12 protein-coding genes are annotated in these 15,873 nt (G+C 43.6%); 9 read left to right on the forward strand and 3 right to left on the reverse strand.

Annotated elements, in window-relative coordinates:
• The first annotated feature begins 1 nt into the window (after position 1).
• Complete coding sequence (locus V3V99_13495; protein ID MEE9443673.1) at positions 2-904, forward strand: phosphate acyltransferase; 903 nt, start codon at positions 2-4, stop codon at positions 902-904.
• A 2-nt stretch (positions 905-906) separates the two neighbouring features.
• Here the strand turns inward: V3V99_13495 and V3V99_13500 are convergent, their stop codons facing one another.
• A complete protein-coding gene (locus tag V3V99_13500) occupies positions 907-1,626 on the reverse strand; it encodes a rhomboid family intramembrane serine protease (protein MEE9443674.1) in 720 nt (239 codons plus the stop codon).
• Between the two features lie 102 nt (positions 1,627-1,728).
• Positions 1,729-3,537 (reverse strand): peptidylprolyl isomerase, encoded by a 1,809-nt coding sequence (locus V3V99_13505; GenBank protein ID MEE9443675.1) that lies wholly within the window; start codon positions 3,535-3,537, stop codon positions 1,729-1,731.
• 199 nt (positions 3,538-3,736) lie between these two features.
• On the opposite strand from V3V99_13505, the gene V3V99_13510 reads away from it, so the two are divergent.
• The 8 genes from V3V99_13510 (at position 3,737) to V3V99_13545 (ending at position 14,499) form a co-directional block, all read left to right on the forward strand.
• Positions 3,737-5,998 (forward strand): M23 family metallopeptidase, encoded by a 2,262-nt coding sequence (locus V3V99_13510; protein MEE9443676.1) that lies wholly within the window; start codon positions 3,737-3,739, stop codon positions 5,996-5,998.
• Between the two features lie 6 nt (positions 5,999-6,004).
• On the forward strand, positions 6,005-6,925 hold the full coding sequence (locus V3V99_13515; protein MEE9443677.1) for a peptidase MA family metallohydrolase: 921 nt from the start codon (positions 6,005-6,007) through the stop codon (positions 6,923-6,925).
• Positions 6,903-7,823: a lysophospholipid acyltransferase family protein gene (locus V3V99_13520; protein MEE9443678.1), complete on the forward strand. Its 921-nt coding sequence runs from the start codon at positions 6,903-6,905 to the stop codon at positions 7,821-7,823. The genes V3V99_13515 and V3V99_13520 overlap by 23 nt, the downstream gene beginning before the upstream one ends.
• A 19-nt stretch (positions 7,824-7,842) precedes the next feature.
• Entirely contained in the window at positions 7,843-8,862 is a 1,020-nt protein-coding gene (gene waaF, locus V3V99_13525) for a lipopolysaccharide heptosyltransferase II (protein ID MEE9443679.1), read from the forward strand.
• Positions 8,834-9,736 carry a carbohydrate kinase family protein gene (locus V3V99_13530; GenBank protein MEE9443680.1) on the forward strand — a complete coding sequence of 301 codons (903 nt, stop codon included), beginning with the start codon at positions 8,834-8,836 and terminating at the stop codon, positions 9,734-9,736. The genes waaF and V3V99_13530 overlap by 29 nt, the downstream gene beginning before the upstream one ends.
• 95 nt (positions 9,737-9,831) lie before the next feature.
• Positions 9,832-11,274, forward strand: a complete 1,443-nt coding sequence (locus V3V99_13535) for a TldD/PmbA family protein (GenBank protein MEE9443681.1) — start codon at positions 9,832-9,834, stop codon at positions 11,272-11,274.
• On the forward strand, positions 11,271-12,623 hold the full coding sequence (locus V3V99_13540) for a TldD/PmbA family protein (GenBank protein MEE9443682.1): 1,353 nt from the start codon (positions 11,271-11,273) through the stop codon (positions 12,621-12,623). The genes V3V99_13535 and V3V99_13540 overlap by 4 nt, the downstream gene beginning before the upstream one ends.
• A gap of 112 nt (positions 12,624-12,735) precedes the next feature.
• Positions 12,736-14,499: a hypothetical protein gene (locus V3V99_13545; GenBank protein ID MEE9443683.1), complete on the forward strand. Its 1,764-nt coding sequence runs from the start codon at positions 12,736-12,738 to the stop codon at positions 14,497-14,499.
• Positions 14,500-14,961: 462 nt separating this feature from the next.
• Here the strand turns inward: V3V99_13545 and V3V99_13550 are convergent, their stop codons facing one another.
• Positions 14,962-15,819: a restriction endonuclease subunit R gene (locus tag V3V99_13550; GenBank protein MEE9443684.1), complete on the reverse strand. Its 858-nt coding sequence runs from the start codon at positions 15,817-15,819 to the stop codon at positions 14,962-14,964.
• Positions 15,820-15,873: the final 54 nt, after the last annotated feature.

Genomic DNA, 15,873 nt, shown 5'->3' on the forward strand with positions numbered 1-15,873 from the left:
AATGGCGATAATAAAAAGTTTTGATGAGCTTAATCGGCAGGTAATTGAATTAGCCAAAAAACAAACATGCCCAGGATCTGCCATTATTATTTCAGACGATGATCATAATCTTAAATCAATTCAACAACTGACTGAAGATAGGGTTTTACGGTCGCTGTTTATAGGGGCGGGTGACTCGGCAGATGATAACAATTCGTTTATTAAGGCAGCCGATATAATTAACGCTTTGAGTCGCACCCTTGGTATGGCTAATGATAAACAGATTGATTTGATCGTTCTGGATGAGAATTATCTAACTGATTTTTTGAAAATGGCTCAAAATAAATCGAGTGGATTTATAACATCTGATAGAATTTTGAGTCATGCGGCCGTTTTTGAGCATGAAGTCTATCATAAGACGTTTATGCTTTGCGACGCGTTTGTTAATTCCCATCCCGATTTGATTGATAAAGTGAAAATTATTAAGAATGCAGTTGGTTTATCAAAAATTCTCGGAGTGGAATTACCCAAAGCAGCAATATTAGCCGCGGTTGAAAAAGTACATCAGGGAATGGCGGTGACTATTGAGGCCGAAAGGCTAAAGAGTATGAATATCGAAGGAGAAATTGACGGATGCTTAATCGATGGCCCCTTATCGATGGATTGCGCAATGATAAAAAAGGTTGCCGAGGATAAAGGCGTCGCTTCAGAAGTCGCGGGGGATCCGGATATTTTAATCGCGCCGGATATTAACGTTGCCAATGCTATTTATCATGCAATAACTAAAATTGGTCAGGCCAAAATGGGCAGTCTTATAATTGGTGGTTCGGTTCCGGTGGCTTTGCTACACTCAAATAATATAAAGGAAAATGCGATTAATTCGTTGATGCTGGGAAGTTATTATTCTTTGATCTCTAACAATTAATGCTAACGGTTATAATAATCGGAATCCCGGGTGGCGATATTATTTGAGGCAGACCGCCTTTTATGTTTCAAACGAATAAAAACCCATCCGAATAAAAATCCTCCAACGTGAGCAAACCACGCCACGCCGCCGCTTTGCGATGCTCCCAATGATGATAGACCCATTAACAGTTGAATTACAAACCAGTAACCGAGGATAAAAACGGCGGGAAGCCAGAGGATTCTGATAAAAAATAATATCCAGATGAAGGTGAGTACTTTAGCGCGCGGCCAGACGACCATATAGGCACCCAGGATGCCGGCTATGGCTCCGGAGGCGCCTACTAAGGGAACAGTCCCGCTCGGATTGAATAAAGTGAATAATAACACGGCGGCGAGCCCGGAGATAAAATAGAATCCGAGGAATTTGAAATGCCCCAGGTAGTCTTCGACATTATTACCGAAAATCCAGAGATAGAGCATGTTGCCGCCCAGGTGCATCAGGTCGCCGTGCAGGAACATCGAAGTAAAAGGCGATATCCAAACCGGGAAGGGAACGTCAGGAGTCATGTCCGAAAAACTTGTCAATTCGACAGGGATGAGACCGAATTGAAATATAAACATCTGTTCGAGACGGGGCGAGAGGGTCATTTGATATATATAGACAAGGCAATTCACGACGATTAGTATTATCGTAAGAATCGGAAACCGACCAGTCGGATTATTATCTTTTAGGGGCAGCATAATCTCATATCCCTCAACTGTCGGTAATTATACTCCCGGAGATCGGTTAAGGATACAAAAAAAAACCCCGATAAATCGGGGCTTTTGAGAAAAAACAAAAATTCATCGGGTCGTAAAAAACTCATCAATATAGTTTTCAATTTTGGCCGAGGAAAGCATATCGATATACCATGAATTTAGCGTTTCGTTCATTCTCGTCTGCAGCAGATTTTGTTCGAGCGAATCGCGAACGACGCCATATTTATCAAGCTCCGCGCTTTGTCTTTCGAGAAGTTTGACTATAGCGCAGCCGCGATCATATTTTACCGGCTTTGATAGATCACCCGGATTCTGGAGACGGAACATGGTTCCGATGACTATCAGTTCGCGGCCGATATTTTTGATAAAACCATCCCGGGAAATAAGGTCGGTAGAGATAATCTCTAATCCCGCGTCCTGAGTGGCTTTATTGAATTCGGCACCGTCCTGAATGGCTTGATAGACTTTATTAATTTCACTTTCGCAGATTTGAAGAGCGAGATGGTTTTTGAGATCGCCTTGTACTTCGCTTTTCACTTCCTCAAACGATGCCACCCCCGCATTCCGTTTTTCAGCGACTCGGGTGACGATTACAGAGGCGTCGTTTTCAAAAATCGGTGAAATAGTACCGATCTCATTCTTAAATGCGAAGTTATTATAGCGGCGGTCGTACCCGAATTGGGCCAGAGGTCTATTTAAGGTCATCAAACCGGTGTTTTGTATTTCAAGTTCAAATTGCCCGGTGGCGGTTTCAAAACCGTTGGATTCGGCAATTTCGAGAAAACCCTGGGCATTTTCGAAGGCTCGGTCGAGAGTTTCGGATGAAGCCTTTACTTTGAGAAGAATATGGCTGGCTTTGATTTCATCCTCGCCATTGTCGTTTTTGCGCTTTTCATCAACTTTGATTATATGCCATCCGAATTGAGTTCTGACAGGTTCGGAAATTTCTCCAACTTCCATCGCGAAGGCGGCATCATTGAATTCCTGAACCATTTTGCCCGGTCCAAACCAGCCCAAATCACCGCCGTTCGGGCCTGTGGGGCCTTCAGAGTAGGCTATAGCTAATTCCGCGAAATCTTCTCCGTCGTCAAGTTGTGCTTTTATCTGCTCGGCGTCAAACTTAATCAAATCCCAATCGCCTTCAGTCGGCTCCTTGGAAAAAGAAACGAAATCCAGAGACGCCCGTTCCTCAACCTCATACTCATCCAGATGAGTCTGGTAATAATTCTGAATTTCTTCTTCGGTCATCTCGGGACCGGGATTGACATATTTGGAAATTCCGACTGAGATAATATCAGCTTTGGCTTTCTCATTATTATTGAGGTAATATTCCCTGATATCATTTTCACCAACGCGAACGGTTGAAGCAATCTGGTTTTGTAGCTTCATCCGCCGTAACTCCGGGCGATAATAACGTTCAACTTGTATCCATAACTGACTGGCCTGGGGATTGGCCAGGGCGGCTAGGTATAACTGGTAATCGAACTGGCCCTCCGAGTTCATGAATGAAGGATCTTGCTGAAATTCCTGAGGAGGGGAATATTTTAAAAATTGATAAAGTTCTGCATCGGTAACAGAAATATTGCGCTTATCCATTTCGCGGGTCATTAAAAAATCGGCAACCAGATTATCCCAGGCTTCGCGGCGAATTCTATTCAGAGTAGCAATGTCCATTTCTGCGTCGGAGTTACCCTGTTCCTGCTGACGAAGTCTATCAAGATAAACTCGGTAATACTGAAAATCTATATCTTCGCCGTCAATTACTCCGATAATGTTTTGCTGGGTTTTACTCCGGGTAATATCCATACCCCAGGCAAAGATAATCGTCCCTACAAAAGCAACAACTACAATCCAGATAACGACTTTTGTCATCTTGCGAAATTTACTAAGCATCTTCGAATTACTCCTTCAAGAATTCCCATTACCGCAATCGCTTTACATTTCAATCGGTCATTTTTTCCCCGACCGGTGAAAATTAGCTAAACAATATAGCCAATTCATTTGGCATGGCAAGCCATTTTTTCAAAACGATTGGAATCGTCTCACGTAAAAAAATAATTGCCCTGAGGTAATTAAATATTAACTTGCCCCAATGCATTATCTTAGAAATATATCGGTCGTTATGCTTTTTCTATTCAGCCCGTGTTTCGGACAGGAATCAGAATTTAATGATAGCTATTATTGGCCATTGAAACTTCAAAAGCAGTTCTCTTCCGGATTCGGAGATACTCGGCCGGGTAGATTTCATATGGGCGTTGACCTGAGAACCGGAGGAAAAGAAGGCGCCCGTGTTCATGCTCCGGAAGATGGATATGTCTTTCGGATAAAAACATCTTATAACGGTTACGGTAAAGGTCTCTATCTAAAAGGGAATTCGGGACGAATTTACGTTTTCGGGCATTTGCAAAAGTTCAACTGGGATATCGGAACTTATCTTCAGAAAAGGCAGATAGAATCGGAAAGATATTATCAGGACATATCTCCGGAGCCCGACGAGTTGCCGGTAAAAAGGGGCGATTTTATTGCCCGGTCCGGACAAACGGGAGCGGGGGCGCCTCATCTGCATTTTGAAATTCGCGATGAAAATCAAAGTCCTTTAAATCCCTTATATTTCAATGTTGGCATAAATGATAAATCAGCGCCCGATTTCGAGGCGATCTGGATAACCTATCTGGATGATTTTTCATTATTTGAAGATGGCTCCCGCGAGAAGAAAATCATTCCGAAAAGATCTGGCCAAAACAGCGATTTTTTGGGCGATACAATTGTGGTCGGTGGACGATTTGGAGTCAAAGCAGCGGTCTCGGATATTATTACGCACGGCTCGTTTACTCTTGGGGCTTCAAAATTGACGTTATACGTAGACGGAGAGAAATATTATTCAATCGATTACCGACGCATTCCTTATGAAGAAAATTTATATAGCCTGCTCGATAAAGACGACGATGAGCGAAAAAAGGAAAATTACAAACGAGTTTATAATCTCTATCGTCGAATTGGAAATAATTTTTCAGGATGCGCGACGCCTGCTAACGGCGATGGGACAATAGAATTTTCATCGGATGGGTTTCATGATATTCGCATTGAGGCTTACGATTCATTCGGCAATCGACGATCTCTCAGTTTTGTCATTTATTATTTAGTCAATTCGGAGATTTTGGAGCCATTTAATCGGGCAACAGTTGAAGATACATTGATAGAATTGAAATACGCTCAGGGAATCGATTCATCCTATTATGATTCAGTGTTGATTACTCATCCCGATAGCGGCTCATTGCCGGTCAGGGTTTTTCCGGCAATTGAGAATACAAATCATAGTCTGCGTTTGAAGGCTGATTTTTCGCAATGGCCTCATTATCAGATTCGTTTTGAGAAAAATGGTATTTTGTTTCCGGCCTATAATATTTCGACCAATAATATCCGACCAGCCGGACAAAAAGCGGTTGATTCGATTACGGTTGAGTTAATCGATGACGGACTACTGCTGAATGCATACACCGCCTATCCGTCTATCAACTGGCTGCTGGCGGAAATTGTAACTGATGCCGGCAGGGAAAGATTGTCGTACCGCAAATATGACACCACAAAGTTTTCTTTGTTTTTCAAACCGAGTGACGATATTACTAAAATTAAATCAATCATTACACGGGGACCGATTGGATTCTTGCCGGATAGCCTGAATGATACGATTCATCATGTTAAGGCTGGCGCAGAGATCGATATTTCACTCAAGGAAGGCATCAATCTACATTTTGAATCCGATGATCTTTTTGCCGATCTGCTTCTAAGGATTAAAGATACTGTTACGGCCGCTCCGGAAACCGGGTATTATATTGGGACTCCGTTTGAGATTTTTCCCGCGGTTATGTCCTTTGCTGATTGGGCAGATTTGAAAAGCGCTATTGGTGAGTCGCCTAATATTGATAAGATCGGCTTATATGTTTATCATGATGAAAAAGGATGGCTCTGGGCGGGCGGAGAATATGATAAAACATCCGGTATTCTTAGTTCTGATTTAGGCGGGGCCGGGCTGGTAGCGCTCATTGCCGATACGACCGCGCCCAAAATAAAATCATTGAATATTGAGGAAAACGGCCGTGTTAAGATAAGTCATCCGGAAATCAGATTTATTGTCGATGATGAATTATCGAAGATTGAGAATGATTTGAATTTTGACGTAACGATTGACGATAGGTGGATTTCTCCGGAATTTGATCCCGAACGGCAAACATTTAAGTCCAAACCTCATTGGCGGCTCACTCCCGGAAAGCATATCCTCAAGATTGAAATTACGGATCGGTGCGGGAATAAAACCGTGTTGGTCAGGAACTTTCGCGTTCAATCCGCGGGTTAATGGGACATGAAATCCTTTTTAATTGTATTGGCGGTGTTGCTATGCTGGAACAGCCCGGTTCTCTCCCAGGTTACAATTCGAGCTGAAATTTCTTATGATTCAATAATTGCTGATACCGCAATTAAATCAACCGCAATCAATTTCAAGAATTTGGCCGGGTCTTCAACTGATGATTCCCTGACGATATATTTGGTGAATTCGGATAAAATGTTTGACAGCCTGGCCGGGGGAGCGATACCGGATTGGGGAGCGGGCGTCGCGATAGCGCATCGCAAAATAATCGTTATAAAATCTCCGTCGTATTTTCCGGGCGAAAAATCATTGTATGAATTAACAGTACATGAATATGCGCACATTTTACTTTCCCGTCGGATTAGATATCGACCGGTGCCGCGCTGGTTCAACGAGGGGATGGCGATGTATCTATCAACTGAATGGGGGTGGAGAGATAATCTCGCGATGAACTGGGCTTCAGTCATGGGTCGGACAATTCCTCTTCGCGAGATTGAGAAATTGAATCGATTTGGGCCGAGTAAAGCGGAGTCGGGGTACGCCGAATCTTATTTGGCTTTTAAGTATTTTTTGGATACCTACGGCAAGTCGGGTTTGATTATATTTGTTGAAAGTATAAAATCGGGCCGGTCTTTTGATAGAGCTTTTATCGCCGCGACCGGCGCGGATTATTTTAGTTTTGAGAAAGAATTTTCGGAATTTCTGGCAGCGAGGTATAATTTGATATCGTTGATATTTAACAGCAATCTGTTATGGCTGATTTTGGCGGCGGTTATCGTGATCGGATTTATTATCAGCCGGATTAAGCGCAAATCGAGAATGGAAAAGCTGGAAGAATACGGCCGCCTCCATTCATCTGATTTCGATTATGGGGATGAGGCCGAAAAACCGCATGAAGATAACCCATGGGATTGAATATGTTTTAGTTCGGATTCTGTCGTTTTTGTTTCAGAAATTACCTCGAAAAACGGCTTTGAATCTGGGATATCGCATCGGGCGCGCTATAGACAATCTATGGCTGAGCCGGCATAAGACGGTCATGTCCAATCTGGATATCGCTTTTGGGGAGACATTGACTGCAAGCGATAAAGAAGAGCTATCCAAAAAAATCTTTGGAAATATCGGAATAACAATGGCGGAAATCGCTCGCTTTCCGGTAACGGAAACTGATGAATTAAAGAAAATAGTTACATCTCAGGGCGAGGAAACATTTCAGGAAGCGATTGATTACGGCAAAGGTGCCCTTTTGGTCGGCAGCCATTTTGGCAATTATGAACTGATGGGTGCCTATATAAACGCGATGGGATTCCCCGTTGATTTTCTAATTCGAGGACAGCATAATAAACTGGTTGATGATTACCTGGCGTCATTGAGACGTTCAATGGGAGTACGGGTGATTCATTCCGATAAGAGCGGCGGGATGAAGGAGATTATCCGGGCATTAAAGCAAAATCGGCAGGTTGCCATTATCTCTGACCAGCATGCCGGTTCCCAGGGGATTATTATTGAGTTCTTTGGCCGTCTTGTATCGGCCCCCCGCGCTCCGGCGACTCTTTCGGTTCGGACCGGGGCGCCGATTATCACCGGGCAGATATTACGAAATCCCGATAACGCTCACTCTTGCGAATTTGATAAACCGCTCTATCCGAATCTTGATGCTAACCGAGATGAGGAAATTTTACGGCTGACTAAAATCTATACCGGTCGCATCGAGGATGCTATCAGAAGACGACCGGAATTATGGCTCTGGACACATCGGCGGTTTAAATATGTACCAAAGGAACAGGACACCGAGGGCAAACTTTTGGAATAATTGATTTGAGAATAACCGGATGAAATTAATAATTCGAGCTCCCAATTGGGTCGGTGACGGCATCATGGCCTTGCCTGCCATTGATAACGCTCGCGACATGACCGGTGCGAGCCATATTGGCGTAATGGCTCGTTCGACAACAGCTTCATTATATGAGAATCATCCTGATGTCAGTCGGGTGATCCGCATTGACGATAAGTCGTCACGTGTTTGGGGAGCAAAGCGGGCGGCGGCTTTAATTAAAGATGAAAAGTATGATATCGGTATAATCCTCCCGCCGTCATTTTCATCCGCTCTGATTTTTAAGTTAGGCAAAATTCGGGGGCGTATCGGGTTTGCCGGCGATATACGGTCGATGTTGCTTTCGCGAGCGATAAAGTCTCCCACCGAAAAAATGCATCGGATCGATGAGTATTTATATCTTCTCGAAAAAATGACCGGCAATAAAATGGCATGCCGTCCTCCGGTACTATATTTATCCCATGATGATATCACCGCGGGGGGAAAAATTCTGAAAAAACATTCATTGTCGTATGATGATAAATTTATTGCGATTGCGCCCCAGGCGATCGCTCCCTCCCGCCGCTGGGGGGCGGATAATTATGGCCAACTGGCGAAACGGCTGGTGGCCGATTTCGATTGCCGGGTAGTATTGATTGGAACTTCAGGCAATTATGAGGCGGGGAAAAAAACTCGCTCTTATGACGAACGAAATATTATCAATTTATGCGGAGAAACATCGCTTTTGGCCGCCGCATCAATATTATCTTTCGCGAAAGTGTTTGTCGGCAATGATTCTGGTTTGGCGCATCTGGCCGGAGCCGTAAATTGTCCCATCGTTGTGTTATCCGGCGCCGACGATCCGGAAGAAACATCGCCTCGATGTGAGAAAAAATTTGTCGTTATAAAAGATGATTTGGATTGCATCAGTTGCGTTCGCAATCAATGCCGCTTGAAAGGCGATGATTTTATGAAGTGCATGAATCTGATATTGGTCGATGAGGTATTTGATGCCGCCAAAAAGATTATCTCGCGGTAAAATCGGAATAATTGGCTCGATAAATCGCGATACTATTTATCTTGCGGATGATAGGCAGGTTTCATCTTGGGGCGGCATTTTATACAATATCAAGTATCTGGCCGAAAGCGGCGTCGGGGAAATCGTGCCGGTAGTCAATGCCGGCGATGATGCCTACAAAGATATTATTAAAATCCTGAAGAAATATCCAAATGTGAATTTAGAATATATAAGTCGCGTAGATGCCTTGAACAATCATTGCTTCCTGTATTATCACAACCAATCTCACAAATGTGAAATATTGAAAGGCGGCGTGCCCCGATTGAATTACAAGCAAATATCGCCTTTACTTAATTGCGAAATTGCGCTGGTCAATTTTATTTCCGGTCGCGATATCGCTTTGCAAACTCTCGAGAAATTTCGTGGCAATTATCACGGCCTTATTTATATGGACATTCATTCGCTGACTTTGGGCAGCCGAAAAGTCAAAGACGGTTTCAAACGATTTTTGCGGCGTCCGTCAAATTGGTTCAGGTACGCCGCCTGCGCCGATATTTTGCAAATGAATGAAAATGAATTTGAGATTTTATCAGGACGTAAATTATCAAGGAATGACTTAATACAATTTTGGTTGCCTATTTCGGCCAATACGAAATGCCTGAACATTACCCTCAGGCGTGAAGGTTCTCTTGTAGTTTCAGGCAAAGCCAATCCAAAGATAAAAGAAATTTCTCCGGTTAGGGTTTCTCGGGTTTATGATACGACGGGATGCGGAGACGCTTTCGCGGCCGGTTTTATATCCGAATATCTAAATAGTAAAAACTTTGTCAAATCAGCCGCCAATGGAAACAGGCTAGCGGCCCAGCGATGCGGAGTAAAGGGCAAAGTCTTTTGAAATTCGTCATTTACTTTTCCTGATTCTCTTGACCTTTTTCGCAATTCTCTATACTTTACCGCTTCACAAGAGCAGGAACAATTCATGGAGGCTTCATGAAAGATAAACTTAAAGAATGTATTAAATGGCTGAAATCAAAGGGTGTCGATTACGCCGATTGCCGATACGTTCGTCGGGAAGCCGAAAACATCCGTACGGCCAACGGCAATGTCGAGATGTTGTCGCGCGATCTTGATGTCGGCGTCGGAATTCGAGTGCTTGCCAGCGGCTCCTGGGGATTCGCTGCGACGGCCGTTTTGACATCGGTCGATTTGAAGAAAACGGCTAATAAGGCTTTGCAGGTCGCCAAAGCGTCGGCTATGACTCAACGTGAGAAAGTCGTGCTGGCCGATGAAAAACCGCATGTTGATTATTATAAATCGCCATGTAAAAAGGATCCGTTTAGGATTCCGACCGATGAGAAATTGAATTTACTGATCGGATTAACGGAAGATTTGAAAAAGGTCAAAAAAATCCGGCGGGCCGAAGCGAGCATGGACTTCTTTAAGACCAATAAGATATTCGTATCGACCGACGGAGCCGAAATTGAACAGGATATAATAGAGTCAGGCGGGGGATTCGAAGCTCTTGCTTTTCACGGCAAGGAAGCCCATCGCCGGTCTTATCCTAATTCTTTCCGTGGAGATTATGCCTGCCGCGGTTATGAATTTATCGAGGAGATGGATTTGCCGTCGCATACCGAACGGATCGCCAATGAAGCGGTTCAGCTTCTTTCGGCCAAACCCTGTCCGGATACGCATAGCGATATTATTATTTGCGGCTCTCAGATGGCGCTTCAGGTACATGAATCATGCGGGCATCCGATTGAATTGGATCGCGTTCTGGGAACCGAGATTTCACTTGCGGGCGGTTCGTTTATGACGATTGATAAACTCAATAAATTGAAATACGGTTCGGATATCGTCAATATCACCGCCGACGCGACCATCAAGGGAGCTTTTGGCAGTTTCGGCTATGATGATGAAGGTGTCAAGGCGCAGCGCAAACCGATAATTAAAAACGGTAAATTTGTCGGATATTTGACCAGTCGGGAAACTGGTCCGATCGTAAAGAAGAAATCCAACGGAACGATGCGCGCTTCCGGATGGAATCGCATTCCGCTGATTCGCATGACCAATATAAACCTCGAGCCGGGCAAGTGGGAACTTGATGACCTTATCGCCGATACAAAAAAAGGAATCTTTTTTGGCCCCAACAAAAGCTGGTCAATCGATGATAAGCGGCTGAATTTCCAGTTCGGCGGAGAATGTGCCTGGGAAATCAAGAATGGAAAATTGGGTCAGATGTATAAGAACCCCGTTTATACCGGGATAACGCCTGAATTCTGGAATTCCTGCGACGCAATCTGTAATAAAAATCACTGGCATGTCTGGGGAGTCCCTAATTGTGGAAAAGGAGAGCCGATGCAATCAATGCATGTCGCTCATGGCACAGCCCCAGCCCGGTTCAGAAATATAAAAGTGGGGGTGAGCAAATGATTGGAAAACAAAAATTGATCGCCCATCTCAAAAAAGCTCTCGCGTATTCAAAAGCGGATGATACCGAAATAGTCTTTATCGGTTCTGAGTCCGGTTTGACCCGGTACGCAAATTCGGCGATTCATCAGAATGTTTTTGAGAATAACTGTAAAATCTACGTTCGCACGGCGGTCGGCAAGAAGGTCGGCGTTGCCTCGACCAATTCGCTTAATGCCCAGTCTCTGCGGAAAACAATCGATAATTCATTGGAAATTGCCCAAAACCAACCTGATAATCCTCTCTATATCGGGTTGGCCAAACCGGCGAAATACAAATCAATGAAAACTTTTGACGCCGGGACCGCCAAATTCACTCCTCGCGACAGGGCAAAAGTGGTCAAAAAGATTATTTCGGTGGCGGATAAAAAGAATTTCACTCTGGCGGGAGCGTTCGCGACGTCGAGCGGTGAAATCGCGATTGTGAATTCCAACGGTGTGAAAGCGTATCAGCCGACGACATCCGCCTCAATAAATATGATCGCCATGTCGGATACGTCTTCTGGATACGCGGCCGCGCTATCCCGTCGTGTCAATGATATTGATTTTGATATGCTGGCCAACCGCGCGGTTGACAAATGCGAAATGTCTCTGAATCCGATTTCGATTGAGCCGGGAACTTATGAGATTATATTGGAGCCGGCCGCGGCGGCATCGCTCCTTGAATGGATGAATTATATCGGAATGGGTTCGAAATCTTTCCAGGAGAAAACATCCTTCCTGGCGGGGAAAATCGGCAAAAAGGTTACTTCGGAAATGATTTCGATCTATGATAATAGCCTTGACGAAAAATCGATCGGATTTCCTTTCGACTTTGAAGGCGTTCCCAAGAAAAAGGTCAATATTATTCAAAAGGGAATAGCCAAAGGGGTCGTTTATGATCGTATGTCGGGTCCGAAAGACAAAAAGAAATCAACCGGTCACGCCCTGACCCCGAACGAAAGCAATGAAGGTGCCCTGGGCCTCAATCTTGTCATATCTCCGGGAAAAGCCAAACGGGATAAAATGATTGAAAAGGTCAAAAAGGGTATCTTAATAACCCGTTTCCATTACATCAACGGGTTTATTGATACGCCTAATGCCGTTATGACGGGAATGACTCGTGACGGTACGTTTTTAATCGAAAAAGGCAATATTAAAGGCGGAATCAAGAACCTCAGGTTTACCGATGCCATGCTTAGAGCTTTTGCCACAACCGTGGCGATTTCCCGAGAAACTGAGCTGGTGGAATCATGGTGGGATGCTGTGGGCTGTATTAAAGCCCCGACGATTCATCTTAAGAAGTTCAAGTTCACGGGCAAGACCGAGTTTTAGATTGCAGTTTTTCGACCAAAAAATCCCGGAATTTCCGGGGTTTTTTTTTGCAACCATTTGCGGCCATTAAACGTAATCAAACTAGGGTTAAATTAAAGACTGGGGTCTCATTATGTGGAAACAACTTAAGTTAGGCTTAATGACAACCGCGGCCATATTGGTCATAACTTTATTGGGGGCGACCGAAGCGATGGCGAAAGAAAAGGTTGTCGTTTTCGAAAATGTCGAAATCGATGAACTGGTTATCCAGGGATTGGAAGTTACTGAGCGTACCACGGTAGATATTTATGCCGTTGGGGGCGGACAGAGTTATCACAGCGATTTATTCGCGTTTGCCTGGATAATTGATGCCGATGATCGGGAAATTGTCTGGTCGATGAACGACGAATGCGACGAATGGGATAGAGTTTCAGGAATATTGATCGAATGTGAATCCACTCTACGGTTGCGACCGGGAAAATATGAAGCGTATTATTATGTCGGAGTTCCGAGGCTTAGTTCGGGATATAATATTTCGGTGAATGATTTGGGTGATTTGATCGAGATTTTTGGAGATATTTTTAATCAGGATGAGTATGAAGAACGCGATTTTTTGGAAGATGATATTGAAGATTTAACCCTGGTAATTGAATCCGAAGAAGATAAGATTAGATTATACACACCGCAATTTGATAATTATCCCGGAGCATTTGTATCTATTACTCGCCCCGGTCCCGAGGAATATATCTCCCAGGGATTTAAACTATCCAAAGAAATTGAACTGGATGTATATGCCATAGGCGAATATGGCTCTTCATACGAGGTTTTTGTTGACGGGGCCTGGATTATAGATGCCTCTACTCGTAAAAAAGTCTGGGAAATGGATAAGTGGAATACCGATCCTGCCGGAGGCGCGAGAAAAAACAGGTATTTCCGTGATCGGATTACCTTACCGGCCGGTGAGTATATCGCTTACTATGCGACCGATGACTCCCATGATGCCGATGAATGGAATGCTCCGCCTCCGGGTGATCCCAACAATTACGGGTTGACTGTTTCCACGGTAGATAAGGATGCGGTGAGCGGGGTTGCGGATTATAGTGATGGTCAGGGTGAAACAGAAATTGTACGGTTAACTCGAATTAGAGATGATGAATTTGAACGAGCGGGATTTGTTTTGAATAAAGACGCCAAAATTCATATTGTCGGCCTGGGAGAAAGAGATTACAGCAACGATTATCTCGTCGATTATGGATGGATTACTAACGCTGAGACGATGGAACGAGTTTGGGAAATGGACGCCGAAGACTGCGGCTTTGCCGGCGGAGGGGCCAAAAACGCGATGTTCGATGGTATTATTGAATTAGAAGCGGGCAATTATATCGTTTACTATCGATCCGATGGTTCCCATTCTTACGGAGATTGGAACGTTACCCCGCCGTTTAACCGACGCGGTTGGGGGATATCTCTGTACGGTGTTGGCAGCGACTTTTCAGAAAACAGCTTTGAATTATTTGATGATTTTGAACCGGCCGGAAATGTCCTCGTTAATCTTACGGGTGTTGGCGATGATGAGGAGGTTAGAGCCAAATTTACTCTTGATAATGATTCACAGGTTAGAATCATGGCCTTGGGGGAAGGTACCGGACGGACAATGCATGATTACGGATGGATTGAAAACGATAGAACCGGTGAAGTTGTCTGGGAAATGACATATCGCAAAACGCGTAATGCCGGCGGCGCCGAAAAAAATAGGAAAGCTATCGCCAATATCTCTCTTGAAAAGGGCACATATGTGGCCTATTTCATTACCGATGGCTCTCATTCAATCGAGAGATTTAATGCCTCGCCGCCCGATGAACCGGAACGATGGGGTATGGTAATTACAAAAAAATAAATCTATTTTTATATAGATCAACCCCACCTTTTCAATGGCAGGGACTCCCCCAGGTCCCTGCCTATAATTTTTAAAACAGATTTACCGCATTTTAAGCCTGATAATGAAATTAATCCATTTTTTATGATATGTTCATTTGAGATTCGGCCACTGCGCGAAATTGTCGTCATCTCTGCAAAAGCCCGTTATCGAGCGGTGTGTCCGGCCTTTGCCGGACTCCTCGCGATGACATTGTGTAGGGACAACTCTCGAGTTGTCCTGAAATTGCATATACTTGCAAACGCGAGCTCGTCACGATGAGTCCCTACATTATGATCATAAATTAGAAAAACGGCTTTCTTTCAGGTAATGTGAATGAATTTGGAAATAGCGTTGAGTTGATTGGATAATTGTGAATGGAATGCGCCGGGAGCTTACGTCCGGCTATCACCGGAGGACGGCCCACCGGTCGGGTCATGCAATTTAATCATCCAGGACAGGATTAATGTCACTATTATTCTCCGTAAGATTTACTTCATTGTCATTTAATTCTATACCGATTGATTTATCTCTTCTGTCCTTTTGCATAGCTTTGCGTTTTTTGGATTGTTTTTTGAGAAGTTTTTTAACTCTGCTTTTGGCTTTACTGGCTATTTCGCCTTCTTTTATATCTCTTTTTAAAACATCAGAAGATAATATATTTTCGATTTCATCATTTGTTACTTTAATGCTTGGTGATATTTTTTTTAAGGATAATCGGATAGAATTGATTACCGGTTCTGTTAAGATTAAAGCTCCAATCATATACTTATTTACACTTTGGACGCGTTTGCCATATTGCTCCATGGCATCAGATCGTATTCCCTTTTTACATAAAATAAATAATTTGCTCTGATCTTCCTTTCTTTTTGCATTTAATTCCAAAAAATTAAAAGAACAAACCTGATCGTAATCAACTTTGCCTTCAAATTTCAACCAATAGATTTCCCAATCTATGCCATTGGTCAGAACGACCCAGCGAATTCCTTTATTAGCGCCATAATTTACGGCCTGACGAAGATGATTTTCTTTTAGATCCAAACCTATTGCTTTCACCTCAATCAGGTATTTTATGTCCCCATCCAACTTAATTGCCAAATCGCAATAAGTTCCTTGTATAGCGCATTCACTGGTTATATCTGAATATTTGTCAAAACCAAAAACATTTGCCAGCATATCGACGACGATAGTCACAGTATCTGATTCATTAATATCACGATCCTTGGCATTCTTCAGTATTTTCTGAAATCTGCCTACTTCTTTATTTAATCGTTCTGCAACCTTTTTGGGGATTTTGATCATGGTATATTTTCCTAATTAAGATTTTATTTATATCTTCCCAAGATAACTACTACA

The sequence above is a fragment of the Candidatus Zixiibacteriota bacterium genome (assembly GCA_036480375.1).
Classification (GTDB): domain Bacteria; phylum Zixibacteria; class MSB-5A5; order GN15; family JAAZOE01; genus JAZGGI01.

Coding starts and splice junctions, on each gene's coding strand:
- V3V99_13495 (MEE9443673.1), top strand. CDS start 2: ATGGCGATAATAAAAAGTTTTGATGAGCTTAATCGGCAGGTAATTGAA.
- V3V99_13540 (MEE9443682.1), top strand. CDS start 11,271: ATGATTGGAAAACAAAAATTGATCGCCCATCTCAAAAAAGCTCTCGCG.
- V3V99_13510 (MEE9443676.1), top strand. CDS start 3,737: ATGCATTATCTTAGAAATATATCGGTCGTTATGCTTTTTCTATTCAGC.
- V3V99_13505 (MEE9443675.1), bottom strand. CDS start 3,537: ATGCTTAGTAAATTTCGCAAGATGACAAAAGTCGTTATCTGGATTGTA.
- V3V99_13530 (MEE9443680.1), top strand. CDS start 8,834: ATGCCGCCAAAAAGATTATCTCGCGGTAAAATCGGAATAATTGGCTCG.
- V3V99_13535 (MEE9443681.1), top strand. CDS start 9,832: ATGAAAGATAAACTTAAAGAATGTATTAAATGGCTGAAATCAAAGGGT.
- V3V99_13550 (MEE9443684.1), bottom strand. CDS start 15,819: ATGATCAAAATCCCCAAAAAGGTTGCAGAACGATTAAATAAAGAAGTA.
- waaF (MEE9443679.1), top strand. CDS start 7,843: ATGAAATTAATAATTCGAGCTCCCAATTGGGTCGGTGACGGCATCATG.
- V3V99_13515 (MEE9443677.1), top strand. CDS start 6,005: ATGAAATCCTTTTTAATTGTATTGGCGGTGTTGCTATGCTGGAACAGC.
- V3V99_13545 (MEE9443683.1), top strand. CDS start 12,736: ATGTGGAAACAACTTAAGTTAGGCTTAATGACAACCGCGGCCATATTG.
- V3V99_13520 (MEE9443678.1), top strand. CDS start 6,903: ATGAAGATAACCCATGGGATTGAATATGTTTTAGTTCGGATTCTGTCG.
- V3V99_13500 (MEE9443674.1), bottom strand. CDS start 1,626: ATGCTGCCCCTAAAAGATAATAATCCGACTGGTCGGTTTCCGATTCTT.